This window comes from Desulfosarcina alkanivorans (genome assembly GCF_009688945.1).
Classification (GTDB): Bacteria; Desulfobacterota; Desulfobacteria; order Desulfobacterales; family Desulfosarcinaceae; genus Desulfosarcina; species Desulfosarcina alkanivorans.
Genome location: NZ_AP021874.1, coordinates 6632184 through 6656143 on the forward strand (window position 1 = coordinate 6632184; position 23960 = coordinate 6656143).

Below are 23960 nucleotides of genomic sequence, written 5' to 3' on the forward strand. Positions count from 1 at the left end.
GGAATAGAAAGGCCGGGTGCCTTTCCTGTCGGCCGTTCTCAGTGAGGGGTGTCGAACGGGTCAAGCAGCATTTCAGGCTGCTCGGCCTCAAACGTCTTGAGATCGGGATGGTTGTTGATGAATCGGGCACAGGAGTTCCAGCGCAGCACGGCATCCTGGTTGTCCGGGTCGCAGCCGGCCAGGGCCTCGCCATAGGCCTTCATCGCCTTGGCAAACCAGTCGTAAGCCACCGCGCCGGATCCCGGGCCGCCCTGCTTGAGATGAAACTTGGCCCGCCGCTCGAAAAGAATGCCGGTGTAATAGGATTTGCAATAGGCGCTGTCGAGTTTGTCCACGATCTTGCGGCCCTGCTCATAGGCCGGATTGAGACCGTGGTCGGCAAACTTGTCGGTCAGCGCCAGGAGAAGGAGTACCAGGGCTTCCTGATTGGCGGCATCGACCGCCAGGATATCCAGGCAGATGCTTTCCGCCTCATCCGGTTCGTTGAGCAGACGATATCGTTTGGCCTTCTCAAGTGCAGATGGAACCACTTCGGGGCTGAGGGTTTTCAATGCGACCATGAGGACCTCCCTTCCTGTTTGGGTGACGGACAGCGACAAAATGGCTGTATCGTTTAGTATACGAATTTTTTTAGTATTTTCAAGAGGCTGGCAGATGGAAACACTCTCCGGCCCCCTCAGTTTCAGGTCACCGGCGGCCTGCCGCGCCCAATCCGGAGGACGCACAGCGCCATATCAACGGGCCGACTTGCCCGGCCTGGGGATGCATCCGGCATCCGCAGGCTCACCCCACCTCCGACAATGCCCAAGCGTGCCAGGGAACCGATCAGCCCCTGGACGCCGTGCATCCGGGCGATAATGACCGGCATTTTTGAAGACCCGTTCAAAGGTGGACATTCATCGATCCGGTGATTTTCCGCTGAGCTCCGCATGAACGCGTCCGATTCCTCCGGAGGGAAGCATCGCGGTTGTATGGCGGACGACACGGGTGGTCATGGCGTCGTTCACCCGTCGGTCGGGGTCGCCAGGGCGTGCGTCTCTATCCGGGCCAGGGGAATACGGTCCAGCACGCGTGCGTGCGTGGCGGCCATAATCACCGGCGGCGCAACGCCGTGGTCGAAGGCCTCCTGCCAGCGGTCCTCGCACAGGCACCAGCGGTCGCCCGGTTTCAGTCCGGGGAAACCGCCCAGGCGATCGGGGGTGTACAAATCGTTTCCGCGGCGTCGGGTAAATTCAAGAAACGCGCGGGTTACCTGGGCGCAGACCCCGTGCCTGCCGCGATCGGCCGCAGAAATCCGGCAGTCGCCATTGCGATTAAACCCGGTCAGCGGCTGCAGGCTGCAGGTTTCCAGTTTTTCGTTGAGTACATTTTTCTCATGGCTGTTCATGGTCGGCCCCCGATGCATTTCCAGCTTCAGTCTGGTGAGCGGGCCGACATGCTACGGCCAGCCCGTTTTACTGACCGGGTGTGCGACTTCTTCACACGCACACCCGGTCACATCTCCAGGGAGTGAAGGTAGTTCCTCTGACGGCAACGGCAATATGAGCCGGTTGACCGTTTGGTGATGGTTCAGAACTACCAGCCGGAGGCGAACCGGCGCCATCAGCGGGGGCCGCCGTACCTCAGCCCACCTTCTTGAAGGCCGATTGCGGGAAAAAGCAATAGGGGCACTCATCGGGAGCCTCATCCCCGTAGTGCACATAGCCGCACATCCGGCAACGCCACACGGGCCCCGTTTGCGGATCGGCATGGGGATCGGCGTCCCGGTGCAGGGGCAGGTCTTCCAGGGCCGGCATGACCGGCTGGTATTCACTCATCACGTAACCGGAAACGATCACCCGCTGGACTTCACTGGTCCCTTCGTAGATGCGCAGAAGGCGGACATCGCGCAGCAGCTTCTCGACAGGGAACATCTTGGTATAGCCATAGCCGCCGAAAATCTGCAGGGCCTCGTTGACCACTTCCAGGGCCACTTCCGTGCCATAAAATTTGGCCAGGGAGGCATTCAGGGTAGGATCCTGGCCCTGGTCGGCCTCCCAGGCCGCCTTGAGGGTCATCAGGCGCGCCGTTTCGACTTTCTGGTACATGTCCGCGATCTTGAACTGGATGGCCTGGAAAGCGCTGACGGGCATGCCAAACGCCCGGCGTTTTTTGGCGTAGTCCATGGCGAATTCCATGGCTGAACGGGCCGCACCTACGCCGAAAGCGCCGATGATGGGTCGCGTCCGGCCGAAGGTTTTCATGGCCAGGACGAATCCCTTGCCCGGCGGCGCCAGCACGTTGGCCTTGGGAACCCGGACATCGTCAAATTTCAGGCCCACCGTGTTGGAGCATCGCTGCCCCATTTTGGGGATCGGGCGGCCGACCCGTACGCCGGGCCAGTCCTTTTCCACCACAAAGGCGCAGATGCCGTCGTGCTGCGTTTCGGTATCGACCGTGGCAAAGACCGATATGTAGTCGGCAAGGCCACCATTGGTGATCCAGTATTTGGTGCCGCTGAGGATGAAGTCGTCGCCATCGGCCCGGGCCCGGCAGCGAATACCGGCCACGTCCGACCCCATGGTCGGCTCCGAGGTGGCAAAACAGATATTCTTGAAATCGTTGAGGATGCGGGGCAGGTACCGTTTGCGGGCGTCCTCGTTGTCAGACAGCAGGAGCGGCTCCATGCCCAGTGAATTGTCAAAAATCGACGTAGCCAGACCGGGGCAGGCTGCGGCCAGTTCTTCGGTCAGGATGGCGCCCTCGACCAGCCCCAAGCCCTGACCGCCGTATGCCTCAGGGATGTCCGTGTTCATAATCCCGGCATCGTAGGCCTTGCGCAGCACCGAGATCGGCATCTCGTCTTTCTCATCATAGTACCAGGCGATTGGAAGGACTTCTTTCAGCGCAAACTCGCGGGCTTTTGACTGAAGGGCGATCTGCTTTTTGGTCAGCGTAAAATCAAGCATTGGTTCCCCCTTTTTAAAAGTTTAGGGCCTGCCGCGATACCACTGATCGGTGCCTGTCGGTGCGTTGCCTGCACCCGATGGCACCGCATGCAGGCGGTGTGTCATGGTGATGGGATCGCTTCCACCATGGCACGGCGGCGGCCGCGATGCAAGTGGCGGAACTTCAGGCGGCTCGGGGCAACCCGACGTTTTTAGACGACCGGATCTTGCAGTCCCCGCCGGGTTTATAAAACCCCATAACCGCAAAAGGAAGCAATGTGCTTAAACCGCAAATGTGTACGCGTTGGTTTATGGCGGTTGCAATGGTATCCGGGATGCTTGTATTTGCCGGCAATGCCATGGGTTCCGGGTTTGCCCTTATCGCGCAGAGTGCATCCGGTGCCGGTTGTGCATATGCCGGCATCGGCGTCACCGCCCCCTGCGGACTGGATACCGAATGCAGCGACGGCTGGCCGGCCGCTGCCATGCCCTCAAATCCGAACTGGCCACGGTCAACATCAACCCCACCGACAACCGTCGCACACCGCGCATTCCCGGGGCAGACCGCATCTGGATGACCCTGGGCGCCGGAGGAGATTATCGAGGAAGTCAACCGGCGTTTGCGTCGGGTCGACATCCTGGTGAACAATGCCGGCTTCAATGAATGCGGCTATTTTTCAGAAACCAACCCGGGTCGTGAACTGCAGATGATCCAGCCCCATGTGGGTGCCGTAGCCAGCCTCACCCAGCGGTTGCTGCCGGCAAGGGGCAAACGGGCTTCAGGGAGAATTCTCAACGTGGGCTCCACCGGCAGCCTGGTTCCCAGCCCCTTCTGGCGGAATGCATATCGAAACCGGGCTGCCGACCGCCGGCCGGCCTGAAACGGTCACGCCGTATCGCGCACAAGCCATTGATCCGGCTGAAATTGCACCGCCTCCCATCGATGCCTATATTCGTCTCTGGCATTGATCCGAGGATATAGGGAAACGGTATGCGCATCGAGGACAAGCTGACCATACTGGCCGACGCGGCCAAATACGATGTCTCGTGTGCATCCAGCGGCAGCCGGCGCAAAAACAGCGGACGCCGGCTGGGCAACGCCGCCCCCTCGGGCGTCTGTCACACCTACACCGAGGACGGCCGCTGCGTGTCGCTGCTGAAGATCCTTTTCACCAACCAGTGCATCTATGATTGCGCCTATTGCGTCAACCGCTGCAGCAACGAAATTCCCCGGGCGGCCTTTACTCCCCGTGAAATCGTGGGCCTGACCATCGATTTTTACCGGCGCAACTACATCGAAGGCCTTTTTCTGAGTTCGGGCGTCATGCGCAGCCCCGACGACACCATGGAGCGGCTGGTTCGAACGGTTGAGGACCTGCGCCGCCAGGGATTCAACGGATACGTTCACCTGAAATGCGTGCCCTTTGCCAGCCGGCGATTGATCCGGCATGCCGGCCGGCATGCCGACCGGTTGAGCGTCAATATCGAGCTGCCTTCCGAGGCCAGCCTGAAGCGCCTGACCCGGTCCAAAACCTATCCCTCCGTGCTGACCCCCATGGGTATCATCCGTGAGAATATCGCGGAGAATCGCGAAGACCGCAAACGCCTGCGCCGGGTGCCGGCCTTCGCTCCGGCGGGCCAGAGCACCCAGCTGATTGTGGGTGCCAGCCCGGAATCCGACTACGAGGTGTTGAATCTGGCTGACCGGTTGTACCGGGGGCAGTCACTCAAGCGGGTCTACTATTCGGCCTACATCCCGGTGGCCGATATGCCGGCGCGGCTGCCGGATCTGGAAGGTCCCCCGCTGCAGCGGGAAAGCCGGCTCTACCAGGCCGACTGGCTGATGCGGCTGTACGGATTTTCAATCGACGAGGTGGTCAGCAGCACGTCGCCCTGGCTCGATCTGAGCGTCGATCCCAAGCAGGCCTTTGCCCGGCGTCATCCCGAGCTGTTCCCGGTCGACATCAACCGTGCTGACCGGGAAATGATTCTCAGGGTGCCGGGCATCGGACTGAAATCGGCCGACCGCATTGTGCGCCTGAGAAAAAAGGGCAGAATTCGAATCGAGCATCTTCGGCAGCTGGGTGCCATCGTCTCACGGGCGCGTCCCTACATCCGTTGTGACGGCCTTCCAACGGAGCAATGGTCGGGTGGCCGGCCGGCGACCCGCTCAGCCGCCGGGTCAGCGGTCCTGGTCGATGCCCGTCGACTGGTATTCGAAACGGACGGCAGTTTTGAAGGGCTGCTGACGGCCATTTACGAGGCCTATGCGAAGAACCGGGCACCGGATGCCATCCGGCCCGGGGGCCGTGGGCAGAAGGGGCTGTTCGACCAGGCGGCGACCATCGACACCGACCCGGATCTTGCCGGTCGGGTGTGGAAAGGCCTCAGGACCCACCTGGGCGTCCGGCGGCGCCGCAAACTGCTGGATGCCTATCTGTCGGGGCATGCCGACGTGGAGACGCTGATCTATCAGCTGGTCGCAGATGCCGTCGCGGTTCGCCGCGGGTTCGCCGCCAATGCTCATCTTTCCGCCAGCATCCGGATCGACAGGCTCAGCCGGCAGGTCCGCCAGGAGGCCCACCGCATCAAGGGCCTGGTTCGCTTTCAAAAAATAAGCGACGAGGGCTATCTGGCCCTGGTGGGGCCCCGTTACGACGTGCTGCCGCTGGTTCGCCGCCACTTTGAATCCCGTTTTGCCGACCAGCGCTGGATGATTGTCGATACGAACCGGGGCTATGGCCTCTGCTACGACCGACGGCAAACCCGCCAGGTCCAGGTGGATCCGGCCGCCATCCAGGCCGCCTCTCCGGGCGAACGGGCCGACGAGCGGCTTAGCCGCAGGCTCTGGCAGCGCTACTACGCTGCAGTGAACATCACCGCGCGCAACAACCCCAAATTGCACGCAAGTAAACTGCCGCGCCGCTACTGGCGGTACTTGACAGAAAAGCGGAACTGAAGGGCCGCCGGGATGGCCGTGCCGACCGGCCGGAGTCACGTCTTTGGGCCTGTCCCCCACCCGTGACGAGCTGGACCCCGGCAGACTGTCGCCGTCCGCATCCGATGCACCGTCGGGCCTTAACGGCAACACCCCCGGGAGATCGGGCCGCACTGCTGCGACGGTTGTCCGGACCAGCAGCAGCGGGCCATCTCATCCCTGCAAAAAGGGTGAGCACGGGGCTTCATGGTGACTGGCGGGCGCAAAAGAACGACCTTGCGGTGGAAAAAACCCCGATCCGCGTTATATTGGTTGATTTGAATCATTATACAAGGGGCGTAACGCGATGAATCAGCTGCAATCAGAGGACCGGGCTCCGGCATTCAGCGCCGTGGATCAGAACGGCGACACCGTCAGTCTGAAAGATTTCAAGGGGCGCAAGTGTTTTGTCTTTTTTTATCCCAAGGCCAACACGTCCGGCTGAGCCACCCAGGCCAAGGCGGTGCGGGACGCACTGCCCGATCTGGCGGCTGCCGGTGTGGCTGTTGTCGGTATCAGCCCGGACGACATTTCCCAGCAGAAAAAGTTCGACGACAGGCACGGGCTGGGATTTCCCCTGCTCAGCGACGGCGATCACCGCATCGCCGAGAGCTATGGGGTGTGGGGCGAGAAGAAAATGTACGGCAAAACCTTCATGGGCATTGTCCGCTCGGCCTTTCTGATCGACGAAGCCGGCAACCTTGCCGCCACCGGATACAAAATCAGTCCCAAGAATACCGTTCCCACATTGATGAAATGGCTGGCATGACGGCTCCGGCACTGAGGCCGCGGTTTCGCATGAACGCGGTCGGCTCCCATGGACAGTGATTTGGCGCTCAGCGGGAAGTACACCTTCCGGGCCGGCGGCCGCAAACTGGTGGTGGTCAAAAGGCCGGTTGAGCGCTTTCGTCACGTCGTGATGAAAGCATTGCTGTGGGCCCTTTTCCTGCCGTCATACCCACACCTTCGCGTCGAGGTGCCCATTGGCTGCAAGTACAAGCCCGACCTCGTCCAAACCGGCCCGCAGGGCCCCGAATTCTGGGCGGAAGCCGGCCACATCGGGACACAGAAGCTCCGTTGCATGCTCCGCCGCTTCCCGCGGACCCACTTTGCCCTGGCCGTGTGGGGCGGCTCGTTTGCCCCCCTGGAATCCCGCATCCACCATCAGACCTCACCAATGCGGCGCTCGGCGCCCATCGACCTGATCGCTTTTCCCGAAGATGCCGATACGCACTTCATCGATGGGCGCGGATGGATTCGCATCACCCTCGACGACCTGAACCGGCGACGCCTTCAGTGACACCGGGCAGCCCCCCGGTGCTGACCGCTGTCGAAGGATCGCTCCTGATCACAGCTGTATAAAAAATATGAACCTAACCTATACATCTCTGCCATTCGTCCGCCTGCTTGAATCGTGGTAATGGCCCCAATCCCTGTTTGGTCCGATCCGCAAACCTATACAAAACATTGACACCCCGGCCGGCGACACTATGTTGTGAACGTGTCATGATGGGCATGGCACCGCTGATGACGCTGCCAGTGGATGGTTCGGCAATCCCGACCGGCGTCATGTCCAACCCGAACGGGAAAGGAGGTTATATGCCGAGTTTCGTAATCGCTGAAAAATGCGATGGTTGCAAAGGCGGAGATAAAACGGCATGCATGTACATCTGCCCCAACGACCTGATGGTTCTGGATCCCAATCAAATGAAGGCCTACAATCAGGAACCGGACCAGTGTTGGGAATGTTTTTCGTGCGTGAAGATCTGCCCGACGCAAGCGATCGAGGTGAGAGGTTACGCCGACTTCGTGCCACTGGGCAGCAGCATTATGCCCATGATGGGAACCGAGGACGTCATGTGGACCTGCAAGTTTCGCAACGGGACCATCAAGCGTTTCAAGTTCCCCATTCGCACCACGCCCGAAGGCATGGCAAACGCCTACACGGACCTGAAAGGAAAGGATCTCGAGAGCAGCCTGCTGTCAACGGAAGAGGCCGACGGATATGAAATGCCACGGCCGAAGACGGCAGGGTAGCGATCGACTTCGCCTGACCGGATGGTCCTGCTTCAGTCGCGCACGGGGGGCTTCGGCCCCCCGTGTTCCCCCGTCTTTTCAAACCGATTGCCCGGCCTCTTGACCTCACCGGTTCCCTGACAGGGTCCGGCCCGGAATTTTATTTCACCCCTTTTTACACAGTTCTTTTTTTAATGTCGACCCATTGCCCGCAGGATACGTCTGGCGGCGATGACAGACGAAAGCGATGACATCATGAACGAAACCATATTTTTGAACTTGCTTAAAATGACAGTTGAAAACCATGGCTGCACCATCGTAGACTTGGATCTTGAAAATCACATCGTGAATCTGGACGGACCGGATGACGCTGTTGATGCATGCGCGCGGGCTATCGCCGAACTCGTCGGAGACTAGACGATGCGCCCGCCATCAGCCGGCATCGGGTGATCCGTTAAGGGCGATGATGCCGGTCGATGAGAGGTTTCCGACCCATGCGCGAAAGGGCGCTGCTCAGCGGCGCAGGCGTCACGCTGGATGGCAATCAACATACACGCCTGACCGTTTTCGCGGCCATCATGCCGGATCCGGGCGAGGAGGATTTTCGGATGAAGGAACCGGTTGGTTTCCCGATTGGGTTTGTCAGTTTGCGTACGGGGCTCTCCGTTCATGTGCTCAGAGCATGGGAACGGCGGTACCGCGCGGTGACACCGAAACGCTCAGCCGGCGGTCGTCGCCTGTACACCCAATCGGACATCGATCGCCTCGTTCTGCTCAAACGGGTCATCCAGAAGGGCCAGAGCATATCCCACATTGCCGGACTGGGGCAGGCCGAACTCCACCGGATGGCCGTCGCCGATTCCGGGGCGCCTGCTTCTGCCGGCACCCGCCCCCAACCGGTTTCCGGCATCCCCGCCCGTGGATGCACGGAAATGGTCGATGCCTGCCTGGAAGCGGTTGTGCGGCTCAACGGCGGTGCGTTGCGCCGGATACTGCAACAGGCCGCCATCGGCTTCAGCAGGCAAGCGATGCTTGAAACGGTCGTGAGGCCGCTGGCGGAAGCGGTTGGCCGTGGCTGGTCCGAGGGCTCGATGCGGATCGTGCACGGGCATCTGGTTGCCACCGTGATTCATGAACAGCTGGTCGCCATGCTGAATCATTCCAACGGAGACACAACCGGTCAACCCTGTGTCCTGATCACCACACCGACGGGGCAGCACTGCTATCTGGGCGCACTGGCGGCGGCCGTCACGGTTCAGGATCACGGCTGGGCACCGGTCTTTCTGGGGGCCAACCTGCCTGTGGAAGAAATTGCCGCCGCCCGCTCGATCCTCGATCCCCAGCTGCTGGCCCTGAGCATCACCTGCCGCGTCGACGACACCTTCATGCATGACCAGCTCGACCAGCTGTCGACCCTGCTGAATGGTCACTGTCCCCTCGTGATCGGCGGCCGGGCCAGCAATTATTATCGTCGAAGCATCGAAACGGCGGGCGCTGAAGTCTGTTTAACCGCCGCGGAGCTGGTCACTTTTCTCGAATAAACCGACCTGATTGCCTCCGGGCGAAAACCGTGCGCGATCGTCTCAACAGCCCTGAAAATCCCTTTCTTTTGGCACCCTCAGGCCGAAATCCCTTTGAGAACCCGTTCGATATAGTTTTGCGTCTCCCGGTATGGAACGTTTCCGTTGTACTTTTCTACGGTTCCCGGCCCGGCATTGTAGGCGGCCAGGGCCAGTTTGACATCCCCGCCGAAGCGATCCATCATCCGCCGCAGATAGCCGGCGCCGCCGTCGATATTCTGCCGGACATCAAAGGGGTCGTCCACCCCGAGTTCTTTCGCCGTCCCCGGCATGAGCTGCATCAGCCCCTGGGCGCCGGCCGGTGACACGGCATCCACCCGGAAGCTGGATTCGGCCTGTATTACGCTTTCAATCAGTTTGGCCGGAAGGTTGTATTTTCTGGCCGCGTCTTTGATGCTGTCGGCGATCAGTGCCCGGCTGTCCGTTTGGGGAGGGCCGCCGGCGTCGGCCTCAACCCCGCCGCCGTCGGATGCCGAATCTGAAATGACGTGCTTTCCTCTTGACGCCGCAACCGCATCGCCGAACCCCTTCGGGCCGCCGGGGCGGGGGGAACCGTTCATAAGGGTCGATTTCTGGAAGAATCGGGCTGTGGCAGGCGGGACGGCCTGGCGTCGATAGTCCGAGAGGGTCAGCCCGGCTGGTTTTCCCGTCGAGCCCACGGCGTTCTCTGGAACAGGCGATATCGCCGCTGCAAGATTCTCTGAAAAAACCGGATCGGGGCCGGTTTTTGCCGGGATGGATGATCTGCGGGCCGCCGTGGTGGCCGGCTTGATTCCCGCATTTCGCAGATACGCATCGATGGTCATATGGGTTTTCATGATCGTTCCGTTCCTGTTGACATTGCCTGCAGTCAGATTCAATTTTCATACCAGCACCGGGAAGGCCCAATGGGTAGAAAAAACAGGGGGCTTGGCAATGATCGCGCCGGCGGCATCGCTGCATCCGTCAATTCCACCGGGTCAGGAGACAAAACCATGACACCCGACGCCTGCGACTATGAATCCGGACCCATTTTGCGGGGGCAATGAAGCTGACGCCAGTTCTGGAAGCGTGTGGTAAATTATCGCTGCTCAGTTCTTCCGGATGTCAGCGACGCTTACCTCTTTCGTGGTAAGGTGATGGGGCCGTTGACGCCGCTTTTCGTTTTCCGCAGGGTTGATTTCCATGAATTGACATCGAACGCTGTTGCTCTCTGGAAAAAGGTGTGCCGGGCAGGATCGGGGCGTTCCTGCCCGGCACCGCTTACCCCAAATTGAAAGGGCTAATCGGAAAAGTTGAAGTTCAACGTATACGCCGCTTCCGTGTCGCCGGCATCAAAACCGACCACTGTTTGAGGGGCCAGTCCATCGCTGGTGGCCGTGACATCATAGCTGCCTGAAGGAAGCTCGATTCCGTATGTATACCGGAATGCGCCATCTGCAGGGGTGTAGACGGTCTCTGATGAGTCCTCATCGTCGGTGGTCCGGACATAGGCGGTTTCGACCGGGACCGGAAAACAGTCGCCGATCTGACGGCTGAAGCTGACGGTCACCACAGGCGCTTCTTCCGGGAAGGATTCCTCATCATCGTCAACAGGCGCCGTCCCGGTAACGGTCCCCGTTACTGTCACCACTCCAGTGGGTGAAAGGATAAAATCCGTATCGGGGTAGGTCTGGTCGGCCTCCACCGTCAGGGTGGTGCAGCCGGGGGCAAACCCATCTGCCGTGGCCACGATCCGGTACTCCCTGGCATCCAGCGCAACATCACCGCCCAGGTCCAGGTAGAGCATATAGTTGCCGTCTTCACCGGTCGGCGAACTCATGGCCTCGTTCCAGTTGCCCTCCGCATCTTCATACCAGGCGGTGACCGTTGCACCGGGCAGGGGGGCCGCTGTCAGACCATCCGTGGCCACCATCCCGGACACAACGGCCCGGTTGCGGGTGCCGATGACCTTGATGGTCGGTTTCAACAGGTATTTGCCACTGTTTCCGGCCTTGACCACACTGCGCGCCACATCGAAATCCAGGATCAGTTCGGTGGTCAGACGCGCCACGATGTCGAAGGGATGAACCAGCTTGATGCCGGTCTGGTACCCACTGGGGACCTTCATCTCGTGCGCTGCGCCTTCCTCGTCGATCAGGTATTGGGGGTATGGGTGCTCCGCCAAATCGTCCGGCTGATCGTCAAGCAGCAGTCGCATCTGGTTGTATGTCCCGGCTTCAAGATCCTTTTGCCCCAACGTTGCCATGACGCCGTTGACCAGTTCAAGGAGGTTGTAGGTCTGTCCGGGCGCGGCGATGGTATTCCATTGACACGCACAATCATCCTCCTCCTCGTCCTGGTCGCACAGGCCCGTTTGCATGCAGACCTGAACTTCCTTGATGGTCACATATACCGCCTGATAGGACCCTCCGGGCGCATCCACCATGGTGAGGCTCAATGTTCCCGAACTGCTTTCCGTCGACGCGCTGCCTGATCCGCCGCTGCAGGACCACAAGAATAAGATAAGTATCCCCAGGATCATGCATGCGGTTGTTCTGGATTTTTTCATTGTCGCTCTCCTTTGTGATTGTTTAATATGATCTAAACCTTCAACCCGTCTATTCCGTTGGTTCTGAACCCATGGTGATCGTTTCCCAGACCACCGAATTGCCGGCAAGCAGTTCTCCCCTGACCGCCACCGGGTCATTTTCCTGTAACCGGGCAAAAAAGACCTCTTTGGTTACCGACATCTCGTCAGCGGCAAAGAATCCGTCATCAGGGATCTCATCCGTATCGATGGCCACACCGTTGATGGTAAGGACCGGATCGTTGATTGACGTGACGCTGCCGCGAAGAAAAATTTTATTCTGAACCTCCGGTAACCCGAAGATCCGGGTCGCCGTTATTGTCCGATGATCTGTCGGCCACCCTTTGATCACCAGGTGGTCCCCCGCATTCAATTGCTGGAAACTGTCGGTTGAACCGGAGTACCGTGTGAGAGCATTGACCTGGAGGGTCAGCCCGTCCAACCCGGCAAGCGTCAGCGTGTTCCCGGACGGGTCTTTTTCGGCCAGGTGCGATTCCGCCCTGAAAACCTGGTTGAACGCTATCTTCTCTGCGAAGACGACACCTGCTGAATAGTTGCCCTCCACTTCCAACCCGACCCCGGCCAGCAGATCCTCGCTGTCTCCTCCGGCAAACTCGGTCGCAGGTGAAATTTCAACCGGAATTCCTTCCAACTGAAACCGGTTTTGATCCAGAGCAGCACTGATAATGCTTTCAATCTCCATGTAATCCGTTTCGATTTCTCCCAAACGTCCGTAATTGCCTATGGCGATAGCGATGAAGACGGCACCGTTATCCGCCATCTGGCCGGTAACGGTGACCATGCTCCCGTCTGCCATACCGGACGGCAGCCCCTGCCCGTTTTCCACTTGGCGGTAATCGATTTCCTGATCGTTAATTTGGAACGTCCGGTTGACCGGATTCAGTGTGCTGACCGGGCCGGTGATGGTGAAAATGACACCCGGAGCGGCCGCATCGGCCAAGTGGAGCAGAAAGGTGGCCTGTATTTGATTGACCTCGTTAAAGAAGCCTGAAACCTCTGCAAGATTTTCCGTGGTCAGTGCATCGATGCTCAGATTGTTGAGTACGGTTCGGTCGTCAACGATCACCCGTTGTCCCAGAATCGTCAGAACCAAAGTTGAATCATCAATGGTATCAATTGCTTGAACGGGTCCAACCAGTAACGGATCATAATACACCCTGTCGGCGTTGCCGTTGCCGTCGGGGGTCAGTCGCCCGATGACCCGCACGACCCTTCCCGGATCCAGATTGTCGATGACGGCCTGATCGCCGCTTCCTTGAAATCGGTCGCCCACATAAACCCCGGCCTCACTGGTATCGAACCTGACGCCGTTGACCCAGACGCTGCCAATGGCGGTTACCGAACCGGTGCTGACAACACCGGTTCCTCCAATACCTCCCCCGTCCGCAATTTCGCCGCCGCCGCCGCAGGATGCGGCGGTCAGGAGGAAAAATAACACCGTAAGATGAAGCATATTTACCGTGGGCTTCATGGCTTATCCGTCCTTATCGCTGTGTGGGCGCTGAAAGTAATAGATGCCCAATCCGGCGCAATGTCTGCCGACGCCCTGCACCTCCGGATTGGAATCCCGGTCGTTTCGTGCCAGCCATCCGTCAAGTTTCTCCAGGAGATGTTGGGCTGATTCCGCAGCCATGACCTCAAAAACGGGCAACGCTGCTTCGGGCAAATTGTCATAGCTGACTTTTCTCTGGAAAACCCGTCGAGATTCGTCTGCCTGCATATTGTGGTCGATGGTCTCGATCAGGAGGCCCGCGTCCGTCCCGAGGATATGAAGATTGACAGGGTCATCAGTCGCGGAAACATAGGCGGGGCGGAGCAATTTCACGCGATGCATGTCGGTTATCTCTACGGCGTCTGTATTGACGAGTTCATCCAGTATGGCCCGATAGGGCAGGTCGCCACTGAATTGTCGGACCAATTCCGCAAAGGAAGGCCCATCGCCCGTCAACGGAAGTACAAGCGGCGTTCCGCTTCGATCAGTATACCGCGGTTCCCGCCGCCAGGCCGCGATGACCCTGGCGGCCCGGTTGTATCGCTCTGCAATTTCAGCGTCCGAAGGGCGGGATTTTTCCTTTACCCGTTTTACTTCCTTGCGGGATAAGCCGGTAATCACCGAAATGCGGGATATGGTCTGCTTACGGTTGTCAAGGCCGAACTCATTTGCGGCGGTATCTACATAAACCCCCTTGGCGATATCGCTGAATGTCCTGAAGGAGACGCCGTTGCGCAACAAAATGCGTACAAGGGGGCGCAATATGCGAACAACAGCCATCGTCAGTGTCTTCAGGGCAGCAGATTCCATGGCCTTTATAAGTCGGACCGGTTACGCCTGATCCCGGCGAGCGGGGGCGAGATGCAATCAGGGTATTATGTTCAGAAACGGGATTGTTTGGGAAAAAATTCCCAAATTTTTTGCGCGTTGTCAAGCCATGATGCCCTTGTAAAAAGTCGTTTTAACGACGGGTTCGTAAGAAATTGGAGATCAGGCTTGAAGATTCCTTGGAATGATGGGTGCTTACGGTACAACGCAGTGACGGGGGATGGCCCGTAACGCAGGTATTGTTTTTTTTATGAATCCGTCATGTCATCAACGGCCATCCTTTTTTTTGCCCGGGAGTCGAAAGTGGACCTCAAGCCCGGGGATGAGCTTCCTTTACTTCCGATCCGGTGGCCTGAAGGAACGTCCGGGCGGCTTGAAATGCGGCGTCTGCCGGTATCCAGCGCTCGGGGCGTCTGACCCCAATTGCCCCCCATTGCCTTGTTGTCGCCGGGGCCTGCCCATGAATAAAAGCGGTTGCCGTCGGCATGCTTTTGTGCCTATTTATCGGACGGTGCCAGGAGTCGGAGGCGCTGATTTTCGTGGCGGTGGTTCTGCCGTTGCGTGTAAAACCATAGAGAGAGCCCACCCATAAATGGTCAATTTGCCCGATATCTGCGTTGCGCTCAAAATTTTATCCTCGGAATATCAACCATATGCCTGCGGTAAAATTTTTCGCGCGCCTTGATCTCGGCTAAACTGGCCTATTTCTGGACGAACACTAGAGAGGCAAATTAAATGACCGGTCAGGAATTCATCGAAATCGAGGGGGGAACCCCCCTTTCGGGCAGTGTCTGTGTCCAGGGATCAAAAAACGCCATCCTTCCCATGCTGGCGGCATCCCTGCTCCCCGAAAAAGGGTGCAGCGTCATCCGCAACGTACCCCCGTTGAACGATATCCTCGTCGCCTTTGAACTCATGCGTTACGTGGGTGCCAGGGTGGACTACTTCCCCAACGAAAAGGTGGTGTCCGTCGATGCGACCCACCTGACCCGGTCGGACCTTCCGGAGTCACTCACCTGCCGGCTGCGTGCCTCGGTGCTTTTCATCCCGCCGCTGCTGGCGCGGCTGGGGGAAGTACGACTGCCCAGTGTGGGCGGCTGCCCCCTGGGCGCCCGGAACCTGAACTACCACTACCGGGGGTTTGCCCGGCTGGGGGCGCAGATCACCAGTGAAGATGATTTTGTAATCAGCGGCGAAGATTTCACCGGCACGACCATGTACCTGGATTTTCCCAGTCACACCGGCACGGAAAACCTGATGATGGCGGCCTGTTATTCGACGGGGGTGTCCGTCATCGAAAATGCCGCGTCCGATCCTGAAATAACCGATTTTGCCAACTTCCTGATCAAAATGGGCGCCAAAATCCACGGCCTGGGCACCCGCACACTGACGGTGGAGGGCGTGCCGGCGTTGAACCCCATCGACTATTACGCCATGAACGACCGGCTGGATGCCGGCCTGTGGATGATGGCCGCCGGTATTGCCGGGGGGAAAATCTCGATTATCGGCGTCGCTCCCGGAGATATCCGCATTCTCATCGAAAAGATGATGCAGATGGGGATCGATATTGGTATTAACGGTCACGTGCTGGACGTCTCCTCACCGGGCCGCCACCTGAAGCCGGTGAACGTGCTGACCTGCCCCTACCCGGGGTTTGCCACGGATTTCCAGCCGGCCATCATGGCCCTGTCCTGCGTCGCCGACGGGCAAAGCTACATCCGGGAGCGCATTTTCGACAAGCGCTTCAGCCAGGTGGCGGAGCTGAGAAAGCTGGGGGCGTCCATCGAACTGGATGAAGAGGACGGCCTGGCGATCGTCAACGGCCCCACCACCTTCAGGGGCGCCGACACCAACCCGGACAACATCCGGGCCGCATCGTGCATTCTGCTGGCAGGACTGGCCTGCCCGGAAAAAACCATCATCCGCAATGTCTACCAGATCGATCGGGGGCATTTCGATATCGAGAGCCGATTCCAACAGCTGGGCGCCAGGGTGGTCAGAAAATAGCCGCCGCCCATCCGGCAACGGCTTCCACCAGTCCGGATTCTTGATCTCACTTCGCATGCGCGGCCCGCTGCCGTCTTGACTTTAGCGACCGTAAATTCTAACATATCAGATTGAACACGATGCTGGGGGTGCCCCGACCGAGGGGGCTGAGATGGCGCATCGGCGCCGACCCTTTGAACCTGATGCAGATAATACTGCCGTAGGGAAGCGCGACAAGAAAAACAGTTTGGGTTCTTTTTTGTCAGGCTTGCCTCTTGAGGCAGGCCTTTTTTTATGGTGTGCCAGGCATGACGTAATCCTATAGGGTGCAAGTCCCGAACAGGCCGTAGTGGTCGGAACTGTTAGCCGAAGGCAAGGGCGTTGTCGCGAGGCAAGGTCTGGAGGAAGCCGGAGGCAAAACTCGGACCCGACGAACAGAAACCGGATACAAGGCCGATGCTCGCAGGGTAATCTGGCCATGGACAGAGAAGCCCGATAGCCACTCGGATGCGACATAGGTAAATCCGGCGGGAGCCGAGGGAAAGGATTCCGTCTTACCCTGGGAGATCTCCAAACGTGTCTGACGAGCAGACTACCGATGCCGTAAGGCTACGGGATGCGTTTGGAGAAGTCAGCAGAGGCCATAGTAGACCAGACCGGTTGAAGGGCCGAATCCTTTAGTCCAAGGAGCAGTCTGAGACATCTCGATGAACGTGGAGCGGCAGCAAGGTATAACAGAACAACTGAGCCTGTTCGAGCAGGTAGGATCGGTTATACGCCCCGTCGATTTTGGAGAAGCCGGAAGCGGATCTGGAACGAGCGAGGAGCAGCAAGCGTTTGCGGCGGTGGCCCAGCAACGAGCCTTGACGCAGGACCTGATGGAACGGGTGGTCCTTCCATCCAACCTGAACGCTGCCTATCGGCGTGTGAAAGCCAACAAGGGATCAGCAGGGATCGACGGGATGACCGTCGACGACCTAAGCCCGTGGCTGAGCACCCATAAAGGGCAGTTGATCGAGCAGTTGGTCACCGGCACCTACAAGCCCTGTCAGATCAGGGGCGTGCAAATCCCCAAGCCAGCCGGTGGTATGCGACAATTGGGTATACCAACGGTGGTGGATCGGCTTGTCCAGCAGGCAATCCTGCAGGTATTGGAGCCAATTCTGGACGCGACGTTTTCACCTGCCAGCCATGGCTTTCGGCCAAGGCACAGCGCCCACACAGCACTGAAACAAGCTCAGGAGTACGTGGCCTCTGGCCATGAGGTCGTGGTGGACATGGACCTGGAGAAGTTTTTCGACCGGGTCAACCACGATGTGCTGATGGGTCGTCTATGCCGCTGGATCGGAGACAAACGGCTTCTGCGGGTTATTCGTCGGTTCCTGGAGGCGGGCATGCTGCAAGAGGGGGTAAAAATACGCCGTGTGGAAGGGACTCCGCAAGGCGGTCCCTTATCCCCGCTGTTGGCGAACCTTCTGCTTGACGATTTGGATAAGGAATTGGAACGGCGCGGCCACCGGTTCTGCCGGTATGCCGATGATTGCAACATCTACGTCCGGACAAAGCGTGCCGGAGAGCGGGTCATGCAGTCGATTACCCGCTTTCTGGAAAAGAAGCTATGTTTACGCGTGAATCAGGCCAAGAGCGCAGTGGCGCCCGTCCAGGAACGGAAGTTTCTGGGCTACAGGCTGATGCCAGGCGGCTGGCTGGGCATTGCCCCGGCCAGTCTAAAGCGAGTAAAAGATCGGATCCGACAGATCACCCGTCGGAACCGGGGTGTGAGTATGATGACGGTCATTCGGAAGTTAAATGAGTACCTGACCGGTTGGATAACATACTTTCGCTACGCGCGATGCCGGAAGTACTTAAGGCATCTGGATCAATGGCTACGGCGCAAAGTTCGGTGCTATCGTCTGAAACAACGTAAACGGCCAAAGCCGATTGTAGACTTTTTGGTTGATCAAGGCGAGCCGGAATGGCGATCCTGGCTGTTAGCACTATCTGGAAAAGGATGGTGGCGCATGGCAGGTTCCCCGCAGGCCAACGAAGCCATGCCGATCCAATGGTTCGAAAAGGTTGGAATGATAAACCTGACCAACAGGTATTTGTTGTTAAACCGCTAAAAGAAACCGCCGGGTACGTAGCACGTATGCCCGGTGGTGTGAGAGGGGGAGGCCGTGAGGCCCCCCTCTACTCGATTGGTCAGTTGCCATTAGGAGCCAAAATACAGGGCAACGGCAGCGTGGAGGAGACAATGGACATCCAGCTTAACGGTAGACGGACGTCGGTGGCCACCGGCACCACCATCGGCGATCTGATCCGGGCGAAGGACCTGGATCCGACCACCGTGGTGGTGGAGCGCAACCTGGCGATTGTCGCGTCGGCCGATTGGGACCGGATTACCCTGCAGGGAAACGATACCCTCGAAATCCTCAGATTCGTGGGTGGAGGATAACGCCATGCGCACAAAACCATCTACAGACCCCCTGATCATCGGAGGGCAGGAATTTGATTCACGCCTGCTGGTCGGCACCGGCAAATACCCGTCCGACGAGATGATACCGGATATTGCCGCGGCGTCGGGATCGCGAATCATCACCGTTGCCCTTCGTCGGGTCGATTTCGAAGCCGCCACCGACAATGTGATGCAGCATATTCCCGATCACATGCAACTGCTGCCCAACACCTCCGGTGCGCGCACCGCCGAAGAGGCCGTTCGCATCGCCCGCCTGGCCCGGGCCACCGGTTGCGGCAATTGGGTAAAAATCGAGGTTATTCCGGACAACAGGCACCTGCTGCCCGAGGGCAACGAAACCGTCCGGGCGACCAGAATACTGGTGGAGGAGGGGTTCGTGGTGCTCCCCTACATCAATGCCGACCCGATCGTCGCCCGCCAGCTGGAGGATGCGGGCGCCGCCGCGGTCATGCCCTTAGGGGCGCCTATCGGAACCAACCGGGGGCTGACCACCCGGGAGATGCTGCAGATCATTATCGACGAAATCAAGGTCCCCGTGGTGGTGGATGCAGGCATCGGCAAACCGTCGCAGGCCTGCGAGGCCATGGAGATGGGCGCCGACGCCTGCCTGGTCAACACGGCCATTGCCAGTGCCGCAGACCCGGTGGGCATGGCCGGGGCCTTTGCCGCCGCCATCCGGGCCGGCCGGGATGCCTGGCGCGCCGGACCGGGCGCAATACGCTCCGCTGCGGCGGCATCCTCCCCGCTGACCGGCTTTCTATACGAGCAAACGGACCCGTCATGAGTTTTTTTGATCCAATTACCGCCCTTGGAGACGGCGATCTTATCCGTCAGGTGGAATCGGTAACCGACGAAGATGTTCAGCGGGTGCTGGGCAGCCGCACCATATCCCCCGAGGCGTTTCTGTGTCTGCTGTCGCCGGCGGCCGAACCACATCTGGAACAGATGGCCCGGCAGGCCCACGACCTGACGGTGGCCCAATTCGGCCGCACCATGGTGCTCTACACCCCCTTGTACCTGTCCAATTTCTGCACCAACAGCTGCGTTTACTGCGGATTCAACCGGGACAACCGTATCGTTCGGCGCCAGTTAACCTTGGCCGAGCTCGACGTCGAAGCCTGCGCCGTGGCCGACACCGGGCTCAAACACATCCTGATTCTCACTGGCGACGCCCCGGCCAAGGCCAGCGTGGATTATATCGCGGCGTGCTGCGGGGTGCTGCGGCGGTATTTCCCGGCCATCGGCATAGAAATTTATGCCTTGTCGCAATCCGACTACCGGCGCCTTATCGATGCCCGGGTCGACAGCCTGACCATCTACCAGGAAACTTACAACGAAACGCTTTATGGTCGACTGCACCCCAAAGGCCCCAAGCGGGACTACCGCTTCCGCCTGGATGCGCCCGACAGGGCCTGCCTGGCAGGCATGCGCGCGGTCAACGTGGGGGCCCTCCTGGGCCTGGACGACTGGCGGCGGGACATCTTCTTTACCGCGATGCACGCCCGGTACTTGCAGGACCGTTATCCGGAGACGGAGATCAGTGTCTCGCTGCCGCGAATGCGGCCTCACGTGGGCGGTTTTCAGCCCGGATGCATCGTCGAGGACCGCCACATCGTCCAGACGATGACCGCCCTGCGCCTGTTCTTGCCCCGGGTGGGCATCACCATCTCCACACGCGAAAACGCCCGCTTCAGGGACCGCCTCCTGCCGCTGGGGGTCACCCGCATGTCCGCCGGATCCTGCACGGCCGTCGGCGGCCGGACCGAGGAGAACGCATCCGTCGGTCAGTTCGATATATCCGACGAACGGTCGGTGCCCGAAATGGTGGCCATGCTTCGTCGGGCCGGATGGCAGCCGGTGTTCAAGGATTGGCAGTGTCTGGGGTGATCGGCTGAAGCGCTATGGGCGCAAGGGGCGCGCCGACAGGCCACCGGGCGTGGCGAAAGAGATGATCAATGATGGATAATCCGTTGCTCGCCGGCCTTCGCACCCATTTTACGGATGATCAGATCCAACGATTTGAAGCGGTGTGCGTGGGTATCGCCGGAGCCGGCGGCCTGGGCTCCAACACCGCCGTTCACCTGGTGCGGTCCGGCATCCGCCGGCTGGTCGTCGCCGACTTCGATCATGTGGCCCCTTCCAACCTGAACCGCCAGTTCTACTTCCTTGACCAGGTGGGCATGAAGAAGGTGAGGGCTCTCGGCGTCAACCTGCAGCGAATCAATCCGGACCTCGAGATGCAGGGCCTTGATGTTCGCCTGGATGCCGGCAACGTCCGGCATGTGTTCCGGGACTGCCATCTGATTGTCGAAGCCCTGGACCGTGCCCGGGACAAAAAAATGATGGCCGACAGCTTCATGGCCGGCCCCCGGTTGCTGGTCTGCGCATCGGGCATCGGCGGCTGGGGGCAGAGCGACCGGATCCTCACCCGGCGGGTCCGCGACAGCTTTTACCTGGTCGGTGACGGGCGTTCGGAAATATCCGCGGTCCTGCCGCCCACCTCTGCCATCGTCGGCATCGCTGCCGCCAAACAGGCGGATGTGGTGATTGAAAAAATTTTGGAAGAACGGGTTCAAGGTTAGAAGACATCCGTTTGACAATCCGGCCAGGCCCTTGCCCTTGGAGTCCTTGGCCCCTAAACACCAAGTATTGAATGAGGACTCCCATGAACTACGCCACCCAGATGGACGCCGCACGGAAAGGCATCATCACTCCCCAGATGGTAACTGTTGCCCAAAAGGAGCAGATGACGCCAGAAGCCCTGCGTGAGTTGATTGCCGCCGGCCAGGTGATCATCCCGGCCAACAAGAACCACAAGAACCTTGATGCGGAGGGGGTCGGACAGGGCCTTCGAACCAAGATCAACGTCAATTTGGGCATTTCCAAGGACTGCCCCGATGTCGATCTGGAAATGGACAAGGTCAAAATGGCCCTGGCGATGAAAGCCGAAGCCATCATGGACCTGAGCTGTTATGGGAAAACCCGCGATTTCCGGCGCAAACTGGTTGACCTGTCGCCGGCCATGATCGGCACCGTTCCGATATACGATGCCGTGGGCTTTTACGACAAGGATCTCAAGGATCTTACAGCGGACGAGATCTTCGAGGTGGTGGAGCGCCACTGCGACGACGGCGTGGATTTTCTCACCATCCACGCCGGTATCAACCGCGGTGCAGCCGAAAAAATCAAGCGCCGGGAACGCATTACCAACATTGTCTCCCGGGGTGGATCGCTCATGTTCACCTGGATGGCGCTCAACGACCGGGAAAATCCCTTTTACGAATACTACGACCGGCTGCTGGATATCTGCCGGGCATACGATGTGAGCCTGAGTCTGGGAGATGGGTGCCGGCCCGGCTGCCTGCACGACGCAACCGATGCCTGCCAGGTGGAGGAGTTGATTACCTTGGGTGAATTGACCAGAAAGGCCTGGGAAAAAGATGTTCAGGTGATGATCGAGGGGCCGGGGCACATGGCCCTGAACGAAATCGCCGGCAACATGATGCTGGAAAAGCGCTTGTGTCATGGAGCGCCCTTTTACGTGCTGGGCCCCATCGTCACCGACGTGGCCCCCGGCTACGACCACATCACCAGCGCCATCGGCGGGGCCGTGGCCGCTGCCAACGGCGCCGATTTCCTCTGTTACGTCACTCCGGCCGAGCACCTGCGCCTGCCCGATCTGGAAGACATGAAGGAAGGCATCATTGCCGCCCGCATCGCCGCCCATGCCGCCGATATCGCCAAAGGCATCCCCGGCGCCCGGCGCTGGGACGATACCATGGCCCAGGCGCGGGCGGATCTGGACTGGGAGAAGATGCTCGGGCTGGCCATGGATCCGGACAAAGCAAGACGCTATCGTGAAAGTTCTCAACCCGAGCAGGAGGACAGCTGCACCATGTGCGGAAAGATGTGTGCCGTCCGCAACATGAACCGGGTGTTGGCGGGCAAGGATATACAGCTTAACGATTAGAACGCATGCTCTCAAGCGGCATCTTGGGGGCCATTTCAGCGTTCTCGAATCATCGGAATCCTCGACGTGGCGCTGCTACGCCTGTGGCTTCAATTATTCTGCGGCTTTGATCTGATTCCCAACCTACTGATTGAGAACAGGTGTTTCTTGGCGACTCCCGGCTTTTCGGCTGTTTGGAACAACGGCATGGACCAAAAGATGCCGTTTACGAACAAACACTAAATGAACAGTTCAGTACTTATGTACCGCTCCCCCGTACTGGGCAGCACGGTAACGATGCGTTTGCCGGCGTTTTCCGCCCGGGATGCAACCTGAAGGGCGGCCCACACCGCAGCACCCGAGGAGATGCCGCACAGGATGCCTTCCCGGGCGGCCAGGCCGCGGGCGGTTTCAAAGGCATCGTCGTTGGAAACGGTGACCACCTCGTCGATCAGCGTCTGGTCCAGCACCCGGGGAACGAAACCTGCACCGATGCCCTGGATCTTGTGGGGCCCTTTTTCGCCGCCGGAAAGTATGGGTGAGGCGCTCGGCTCCACGGCCACGACGCGAAAACCGGGTTTCTTCTCCTTGAGAAAACCACCCACTCCGGTGAGTGTGCCGCCGGTACCCACACCGCTTACCAGGATGTCCACCTCACCATCGGTATCCGCCCAGATCTCTTCGGCCGTTGTTTCCCGGTGGATGCGGGGGTTGGCCGGGTTCTCGAACTGGTTGGGCATGAACGCCCCCGGATTTTTGGCCACGATGCCATTGGCCGTTTCAATGGCCCCCCCCATGCCCTGGGGCCCGGGGGTGAGCACCAGCTGCGACCCCAGGTGCCGCAACAGTTTCTGGCGCTCGACACTCATGGTTTCGGGCATGGTGAGGCAAAGCCGGTACCCCCGGGCCGCACAGATAAAGGCCAGCCCGATACCGGTGTTGCCGCTGGTCGGCTCCACGATCAGGGTGTCGGGCCCCAGCTGTCCGTTTTTTTCCGCATCGTCGATCATGGCTGCGGCGATGCGGTCTTTGACGCTGCCCAGGGGGTTGAAAAATTCCAGTTTGGCGTCGACCTCGGCATGAAGTCCTTCCCCGGTCCGGTTCAGCCGAACCAGCGGGGTCCGGCCGATGGTGCTGTCAATGGCTTGGTGAACGGTCAT

24 protein-coding genes and 1 riboswitch are annotated in these 23960 nt (G+C 59.5%); of the genes, 16 read left to right on the forward strand and 8 right to left on the reverse strand.

From position 1 onward, the window contains the following. Nucleotides 1-38 precede the first annotated feature (38 nt). The 3 genes from DSCA_RS28770 to DSCA_RS28780 form a co-directional block, all read right to left on the reverse strand. Nucleotides 39-560, reverse strand: a complete 522-nt coding sequence (locus DSCA_RS28770) for a hypothetical protein (protein WP_155319718.1) — start codon at nucleotides 558-560, stop codon at nucleotides 39-41. A 443-nt stretch (nucleotides 561-1003) separates the two neighbouring features. Next, nucleotides 1004-1387, reverse strand: a complete 384-nt coding sequence (locus DSCA_RS28775) for a DUF2237 family protein (RefSeq protein ID WP_155319719.1) — start codon at nucleotides 1385-1387, stop codon at nucleotides 1004-1006. Between the two features lie 235 nt (nucleotides 1388-1622). Then, nucleotides 1623-2948: an acyl-CoA dehydrogenase family protein gene (locus tag DSCA_RS28780; protein WP_155319720.1), complete on the reverse strand. Its 1326-nt coding sequence runs from the start codon at nucleotides 2946-2948 to the stop codon at nucleotides 1623-1625. 436 nt (nucleotides 2949-3384) lie between these two features. Between DSCA_RS28780 and DSCA_RS28785 the strand changes: the two genes are divergently transcribed. The 8 genes from DSCA_RS28785 to DSCA_RS28825 all read left to right on the forward strand — a co-directional run bounded on the left by DSCA_RS28785 (nucleotide 3385) and on the right by DSCA_RS28825 (nucleotide 9461). Continuing rightward, the gene (locus tag DSCA_RS28785) at nucleotides 3385-3591 is read left to right on the forward strand and encodes a hypothetical protein (RefSeq protein ID WP_155319721.1); all 207 of its coding nucleotides are present in this window, start codon (nucleotides 3385-3387) and stop codon (nucleotides 3589-3591) included. Beyond that, nucleotides 3548-3808, forward strand: coding sequence for an SDR family NAD(P)-dependent oxidoreductase (locus DSCA_RS28790; protein ID WP_167527997.1), 261 nt, complete (start codon nucleotides 3548-3550; stop codon nucleotides 3806-3808). The genes DSCA_RS28785 and DSCA_RS28790 overlap by 44 nt, the downstream gene beginning before the upstream one ends. A 110-nt stretch (nucleotides 3809-3918) precedes the next feature. Beyond that, the gene (locus DSCA_RS32075) at nucleotides 3919-5886 is read left to right on the forward strand and encodes a putative DNA modification/repair radical SAM protein (protein WP_167527998.1); all 1968 of its coding nucleotides are present in this window, start codon (nucleotides 3919-3921) and stop codon (nucleotides 5884-5886) included. A gap of 325 nt (nucleotides 5887-6211) precedes the next feature. Further along, a complete protein-coding gene (gene bcp, locus DSCA_RS28805; RefSeq protein ID WP_231716310.1) occupies nucleotides 6212-6673 on the forward strand; it encodes a thioredoxin-dependent thiol peroxidase in 462 nt (153 codons plus the stop codon). A 48-nt stretch (nucleotides 6674-6721) separates the two neighbouring features. Then, entirely contained in the window at nucleotides 6722-7204 is a 483-nt protein-coding gene (locus DSCA_RS28810; protein WP_155319725.1) for a hypothetical protein, read from the forward strand. Between the two features lie 299 nt (nucleotides 7205-7503). After that, nucleotides 7504-7941, forward strand: a complete 438-nt coding sequence (aprB, locus tag DSCA_RS28815) for an adenylyl-sulfate reductase subunit beta (RefSeq protein WP_155319726.1) — start codon at nucleotides 7504-7506, stop codon at nucleotides 7939-7941. A gap of 210 nt (nucleotides 7942-8151) precedes the next feature. Continuing rightward, nucleotides 8152-8337, forward strand: a complete 186-nt coding sequence (locus DSCA_RS28820; RefSeq protein ID WP_155319727.1) for a hypothetical protein — start codon at nucleotides 8152-8154, stop codon at nucleotides 8335-8337. 59 nt (nucleotides 8338-8396) lie between these two features. Beyond that, nucleotides 8397-9461 (forward strand): MerR family transcriptional regulator, encoded by a 1065-nt coding sequence (locus DSCA_RS28825; protein WP_155319728.1) that lies wholly within the window; start codon nucleotides 8397-8399, stop codon nucleotides 9459-9461. Nucleotides 9462-9538: 77 nt separating this feature from the next. Here the strand turns inward: DSCA_RS28825 and DSCA_RS28830 are convergent, their stop codons facing one another. Further along, nucleotides 9539-10318 carry a lytic transglycosylase domain-containing protein gene (locus tag DSCA_RS28830; RefSeq protein ID WP_197904687.1) on the reverse strand — a complete coding sequence of 260 codons (780 nt, stop codon included), beginning with the start codon at nucleotides 10316-10318 and terminating at the stop codon, nucleotides 9539-9541. Nucleotides 10319-10387: 69 nt separating this feature from the next. Here DSCA_RS28830 and DSCA_RS28835 point away from each other — a divergent pair, with 69 nt between their 5' ends. Beyond that, a complete protein-coding gene (locus tag DSCA_RS28835) occupies nucleotides 10388-10528 on the forward strand; it encodes a hypothetical protein (RefSeq protein ID WP_155319729.1) in 141 nt (46 codons plus the stop codon). A gap of 233 nt (nucleotides 10529-10761) precedes the next feature. On the opposite strand, the gene DSCA_RS28840 is transcribed toward DSCA_RS28835, so the two are convergent. Genes DSCA_RS28840 through DSCA_RS28850 form a run of 3 tightly spaced genes read right to left on the reverse strand, consistent with a single transcriptional unit; the run spans nucleotide 10762 to nucleotide 14341 of the window. Continuing rightward, nucleotides 10762-12030: a DUF4382 domain-containing protein gene (locus DSCA_RS28840; RefSeq protein WP_167527999.1), complete on the reverse strand. Its 1269-nt coding sequence runs from the start codon at nucleotides 12028-12030 to the stop codon at nucleotides 10762-10764. 49 nt (nucleotides 12031-12079) lie between these two features. Next, nucleotides 12080-13540: a DUF5666 domain-containing protein gene (locus DSCA_RS28845; RefSeq protein WP_155319731.1), complete on the reverse strand. Its 1461-nt coding sequence runs from the start codon at nucleotides 13538-13540 to the stop codon at nucleotides 12080-12082. Between the two features lie 3 nt (nucleotides 13541-13543). Next, nucleotides 13544-14341, reverse strand: a complete 798-nt coding sequence (locus DSCA_RS28850) for a DUF6502 family protein (protein WP_155319732.1) — start codon at nucleotides 14339-14341, stop codon at nucleotides 13544-13546. Between the two features lie 783 nt (nucleotides 14342-15124). Between DSCA_RS28850 and murA the strand changes: the two genes are divergently transcribed. The 7 genes from murA to thiC all read left to right on the forward strand — a co-directional run bounded on the left by murA (nucleotide 15125) and on the right by thiC (nucleotide 22821). Continuing rightward, nucleotides 15125-16396, forward strand: coding sequence for a UDP-N-acetylglucosamine 1-carboxyvinyltransferase (murA, locus tag DSCA_RS28855; protein WP_155319733.1), 1272 nt, complete (start codon nucleotides 15125-15127; stop codon nucleotides 16394-16396). Nucleotides 16397-16510: 114 nt separating this feature from the next. Beyond that, nucleotides 16511-16619, forward strand: a riboswitch (TPP riboswitch). Nucleotides 16620-17082: 463 nt separating this feature from the next. Beyond that, entirely contained in the window at nucleotides 17083-18498 is a 1416-nt protein-coding gene (gene ltrA, locus DSCA_RS28860) for a group II intron reverse transcriptase/maturase (RefSeq protein ID WP_155319734.1), read from the forward strand. 131 nt (nucleotides 18499-18629) lie between these two features. Continuing rightward, the gene (thiS, locus tag DSCA_RS28865) at nucleotides 18630-18830 is read left to right on the forward strand and encodes a sulfur carrier protein ThiS (RefSeq protein ID WP_155319735.1); all 201 of its coding nucleotides are present in this window, start codon (nucleotides 18630-18632) and stop codon (nucleotides 18828-18830) included. 4 nt (nucleotides 18831-18834) lie between these two features. Beyond that, on the forward strand, nucleotides 18835-19635 hold the full coding sequence (locus tag DSCA_RS28870; protein ID WP_155319736.1) for a thiazole synthase: 801 nt from the start codon (nucleotides 18835-18837) through the stop codon (nucleotides 19633-19635). Beyond that, a complete protein-coding gene (thiH, locus tag DSCA_RS28875; RefSeq protein WP_155319737.1) occupies nucleotides 19632-20738 on the forward strand; it encodes a 2-iminoacetate synthase ThiH in 1107 nt (368 codons plus the stop codon). The genes DSCA_RS28870 and thiH overlap by 4 nt, the downstream gene beginning before the upstream one ends. A gap of 68 nt (nucleotides 20739-20806) precedes the next feature. Further along, a complete protein-coding gene (gene thiF / locus DSCA_RS28880; RefSeq protein ID WP_197904688.1) occupies nucleotides 20807-21433 on the forward strand; it encodes a sulfur carrier protein ThiS adenylyltransferase ThiF in 627 nt (208 codons plus the stop codon). Between the two features lie 83 nt (nucleotides 21434-21516). Next, nucleotides 21517-22821, forward strand: coding sequence for a phosphomethylpyrimidine synthase ThiC (gene thiC, locus DSCA_RS28885; RefSeq protein ID WP_155319738.1), 1305 nt, complete (start codon nucleotides 21517-21519; stop codon nucleotides 22819-22821). A 218-nt stretch (nucleotides 22822-23039) separates the two neighbouring features. Here thiC and cysK read toward each other — a convergent pair whose 3' ends face one another. Further along, nucleotides 23040-23960: a cysteine synthase A gene (cysK, locus tag DSCA_RS28890; RefSeq protein ID WP_155319739.1), complete on the reverse strand. Its 921-nt coding sequence runs from the start codon at nucleotides 23958-23960 to the stop codon at nucleotides 23040-23042.

Excerpts from the sequence above, each read along its gene's own strand:
- DSCA_RS28770 (WP_155319718.1), bottom strand. The coding sequence starts at position 560 with ATGGTCGCATTGAAAACCCTCAGCCCCGAAGTGGTTCCATCTGCACTT.
- DSCA_RS28775 (WP_155319719.1), bottom strand. The coding sequence starts at position 1,387 with ATGAACAGCCATGAGAAAAATGTACTCAACGAAAAACTGGAAACCTGC.
- DSCA_RS28780 (WP_155319720.1), bottom strand. The coding sequence starts at position 2,948 with ATGCTTGATTTTACGCTGACCAAAAAGCAGATCGCCCTTCAGTCAAAA.
- DSCA_RS28785 (WP_155319721.1), top strand. The coding sequence starts at position 3,385 with ATGCAGCGACGGCTGGCCGGCCGCTGCCATGCCCTCAAATCCGAACTG.
- DSCA_RS32075 (WP_167527998.1), top strand. The coding sequence starts at position 3,919 with ATGCGCATCGAGGACAAGCTGACCATACTGGCCGACGCGGCCAAATAC.
- DSCA_RS28810 (WP_155319725.1), top strand. The coding sequence starts at position 6,722 with ATGGACAGTGATTTGGCGCTCAGCGGGAAGTACACCTTCCGGGCCGGC.
- aprB (WP_155319726.1), top strand. The coding sequence starts at position 7,504 with ATGCCGAGTTTCGTAATCGCTGAAAAATGCGATGGTTGCAAAGGCGGA.
- DSCA_RS28820 (WP_155319727.1), top strand. The coding sequence starts at position 8,152 with ATGACAGACGAAAGCGATGACATCATGAACGAAACCATATTTTTGAAC.
- DSCA_RS28825 (WP_155319728.1), top strand. The coding sequence starts at position 8,397 with ATGAGAGGTTTCCGACCCATGCGCGAAAGGGCGCTGCTCAGCGGCGCA.
- DSCA_RS28830 (WP_197904687.1), bottom strand. The coding sequence starts at position 10,318 with ATGAAAACCCATATGACCATCGATGCGTATCTGCGAAATGCGGGAATC.
- DSCA_RS28835 (WP_155319729.1), top strand. The coding sequence starts at position 10,388 with ATGGGTAGAAAAAACAGGGGGCTTGGCAATGATCGCGCCGGCGGCATC.
- DSCA_RS28840 (WP_167527999.1), bottom strand. The coding sequence starts at position 12,030 with ATGAAAAAATCCAGAACAACCGCATGCATGATCCTGGGGATACTTATC.
- DSCA_RS28845 (WP_155319731.1), bottom strand. The coding sequence starts at position 13,540 with ATGAAGCCCACGGTAAATATGCTTCATCTTACGGTGTTATTTTTCCTC.
- DSCA_RS28850 (WP_155319732.1), bottom strand. The coding sequence starts at position 14,341 with ATGGCTGTTGTTCGCATATTGCGCCCCCTTGTACGCATTTTGTTGCGC.
- murA (WP_155319733.1), top strand. The coding sequence starts at position 15,125 with ATGACCGGTCAGGAATTCATCGAAATCGAGGGGGGAACCCCCCTTTCG.
- ltrA (WP_155319734.1), top strand. The coding sequence starts at position 17,083 with ATGAACGTGGAGCGGCAGCAAGGTATAACAGAACAACTGAGCCTGTTC.
- thiS (WP_155319735.1), top strand. The coding sequence starts at position 18,630 with ATGGACATCCAGCTTAACGGTAGACGGACGTCGGTGGCCACCGGCACC.
- DSCA_RS28870 (WP_155319736.1), top strand. The coding sequence starts at position 18,835 with ATGCGCACAAAACCATCTACAGACCCCCTGATCATCGGAGGGCAGGAA.
- thiH (WP_155319737.1), top strand. The coding sequence starts at position 19,632 with ATGAGTTTTTTTGATCCAATTACCGCCCTTGGAGACGGCGATCTTATC.
- thiF (WP_197904688.1), top strand. The coding sequence starts at position 20,807 with ATGATGGATAATCCGTTGCTCGCCGGCCTTCGCACCCATTTTACGGAT.
- thiC (WP_155319738.1), top strand. The coding sequence starts at position 21,517 with ATGAACTACGCCACCCAGATGGACGCCGCACGGAAAGGCATCATCACT.
- cysK (WP_155319739.1), bottom strand. The coding sequence starts at position 23,960 with ATGACCGTTCACCAAGCCATTGACAGCACCATCGGCCGGACCCCGCTG.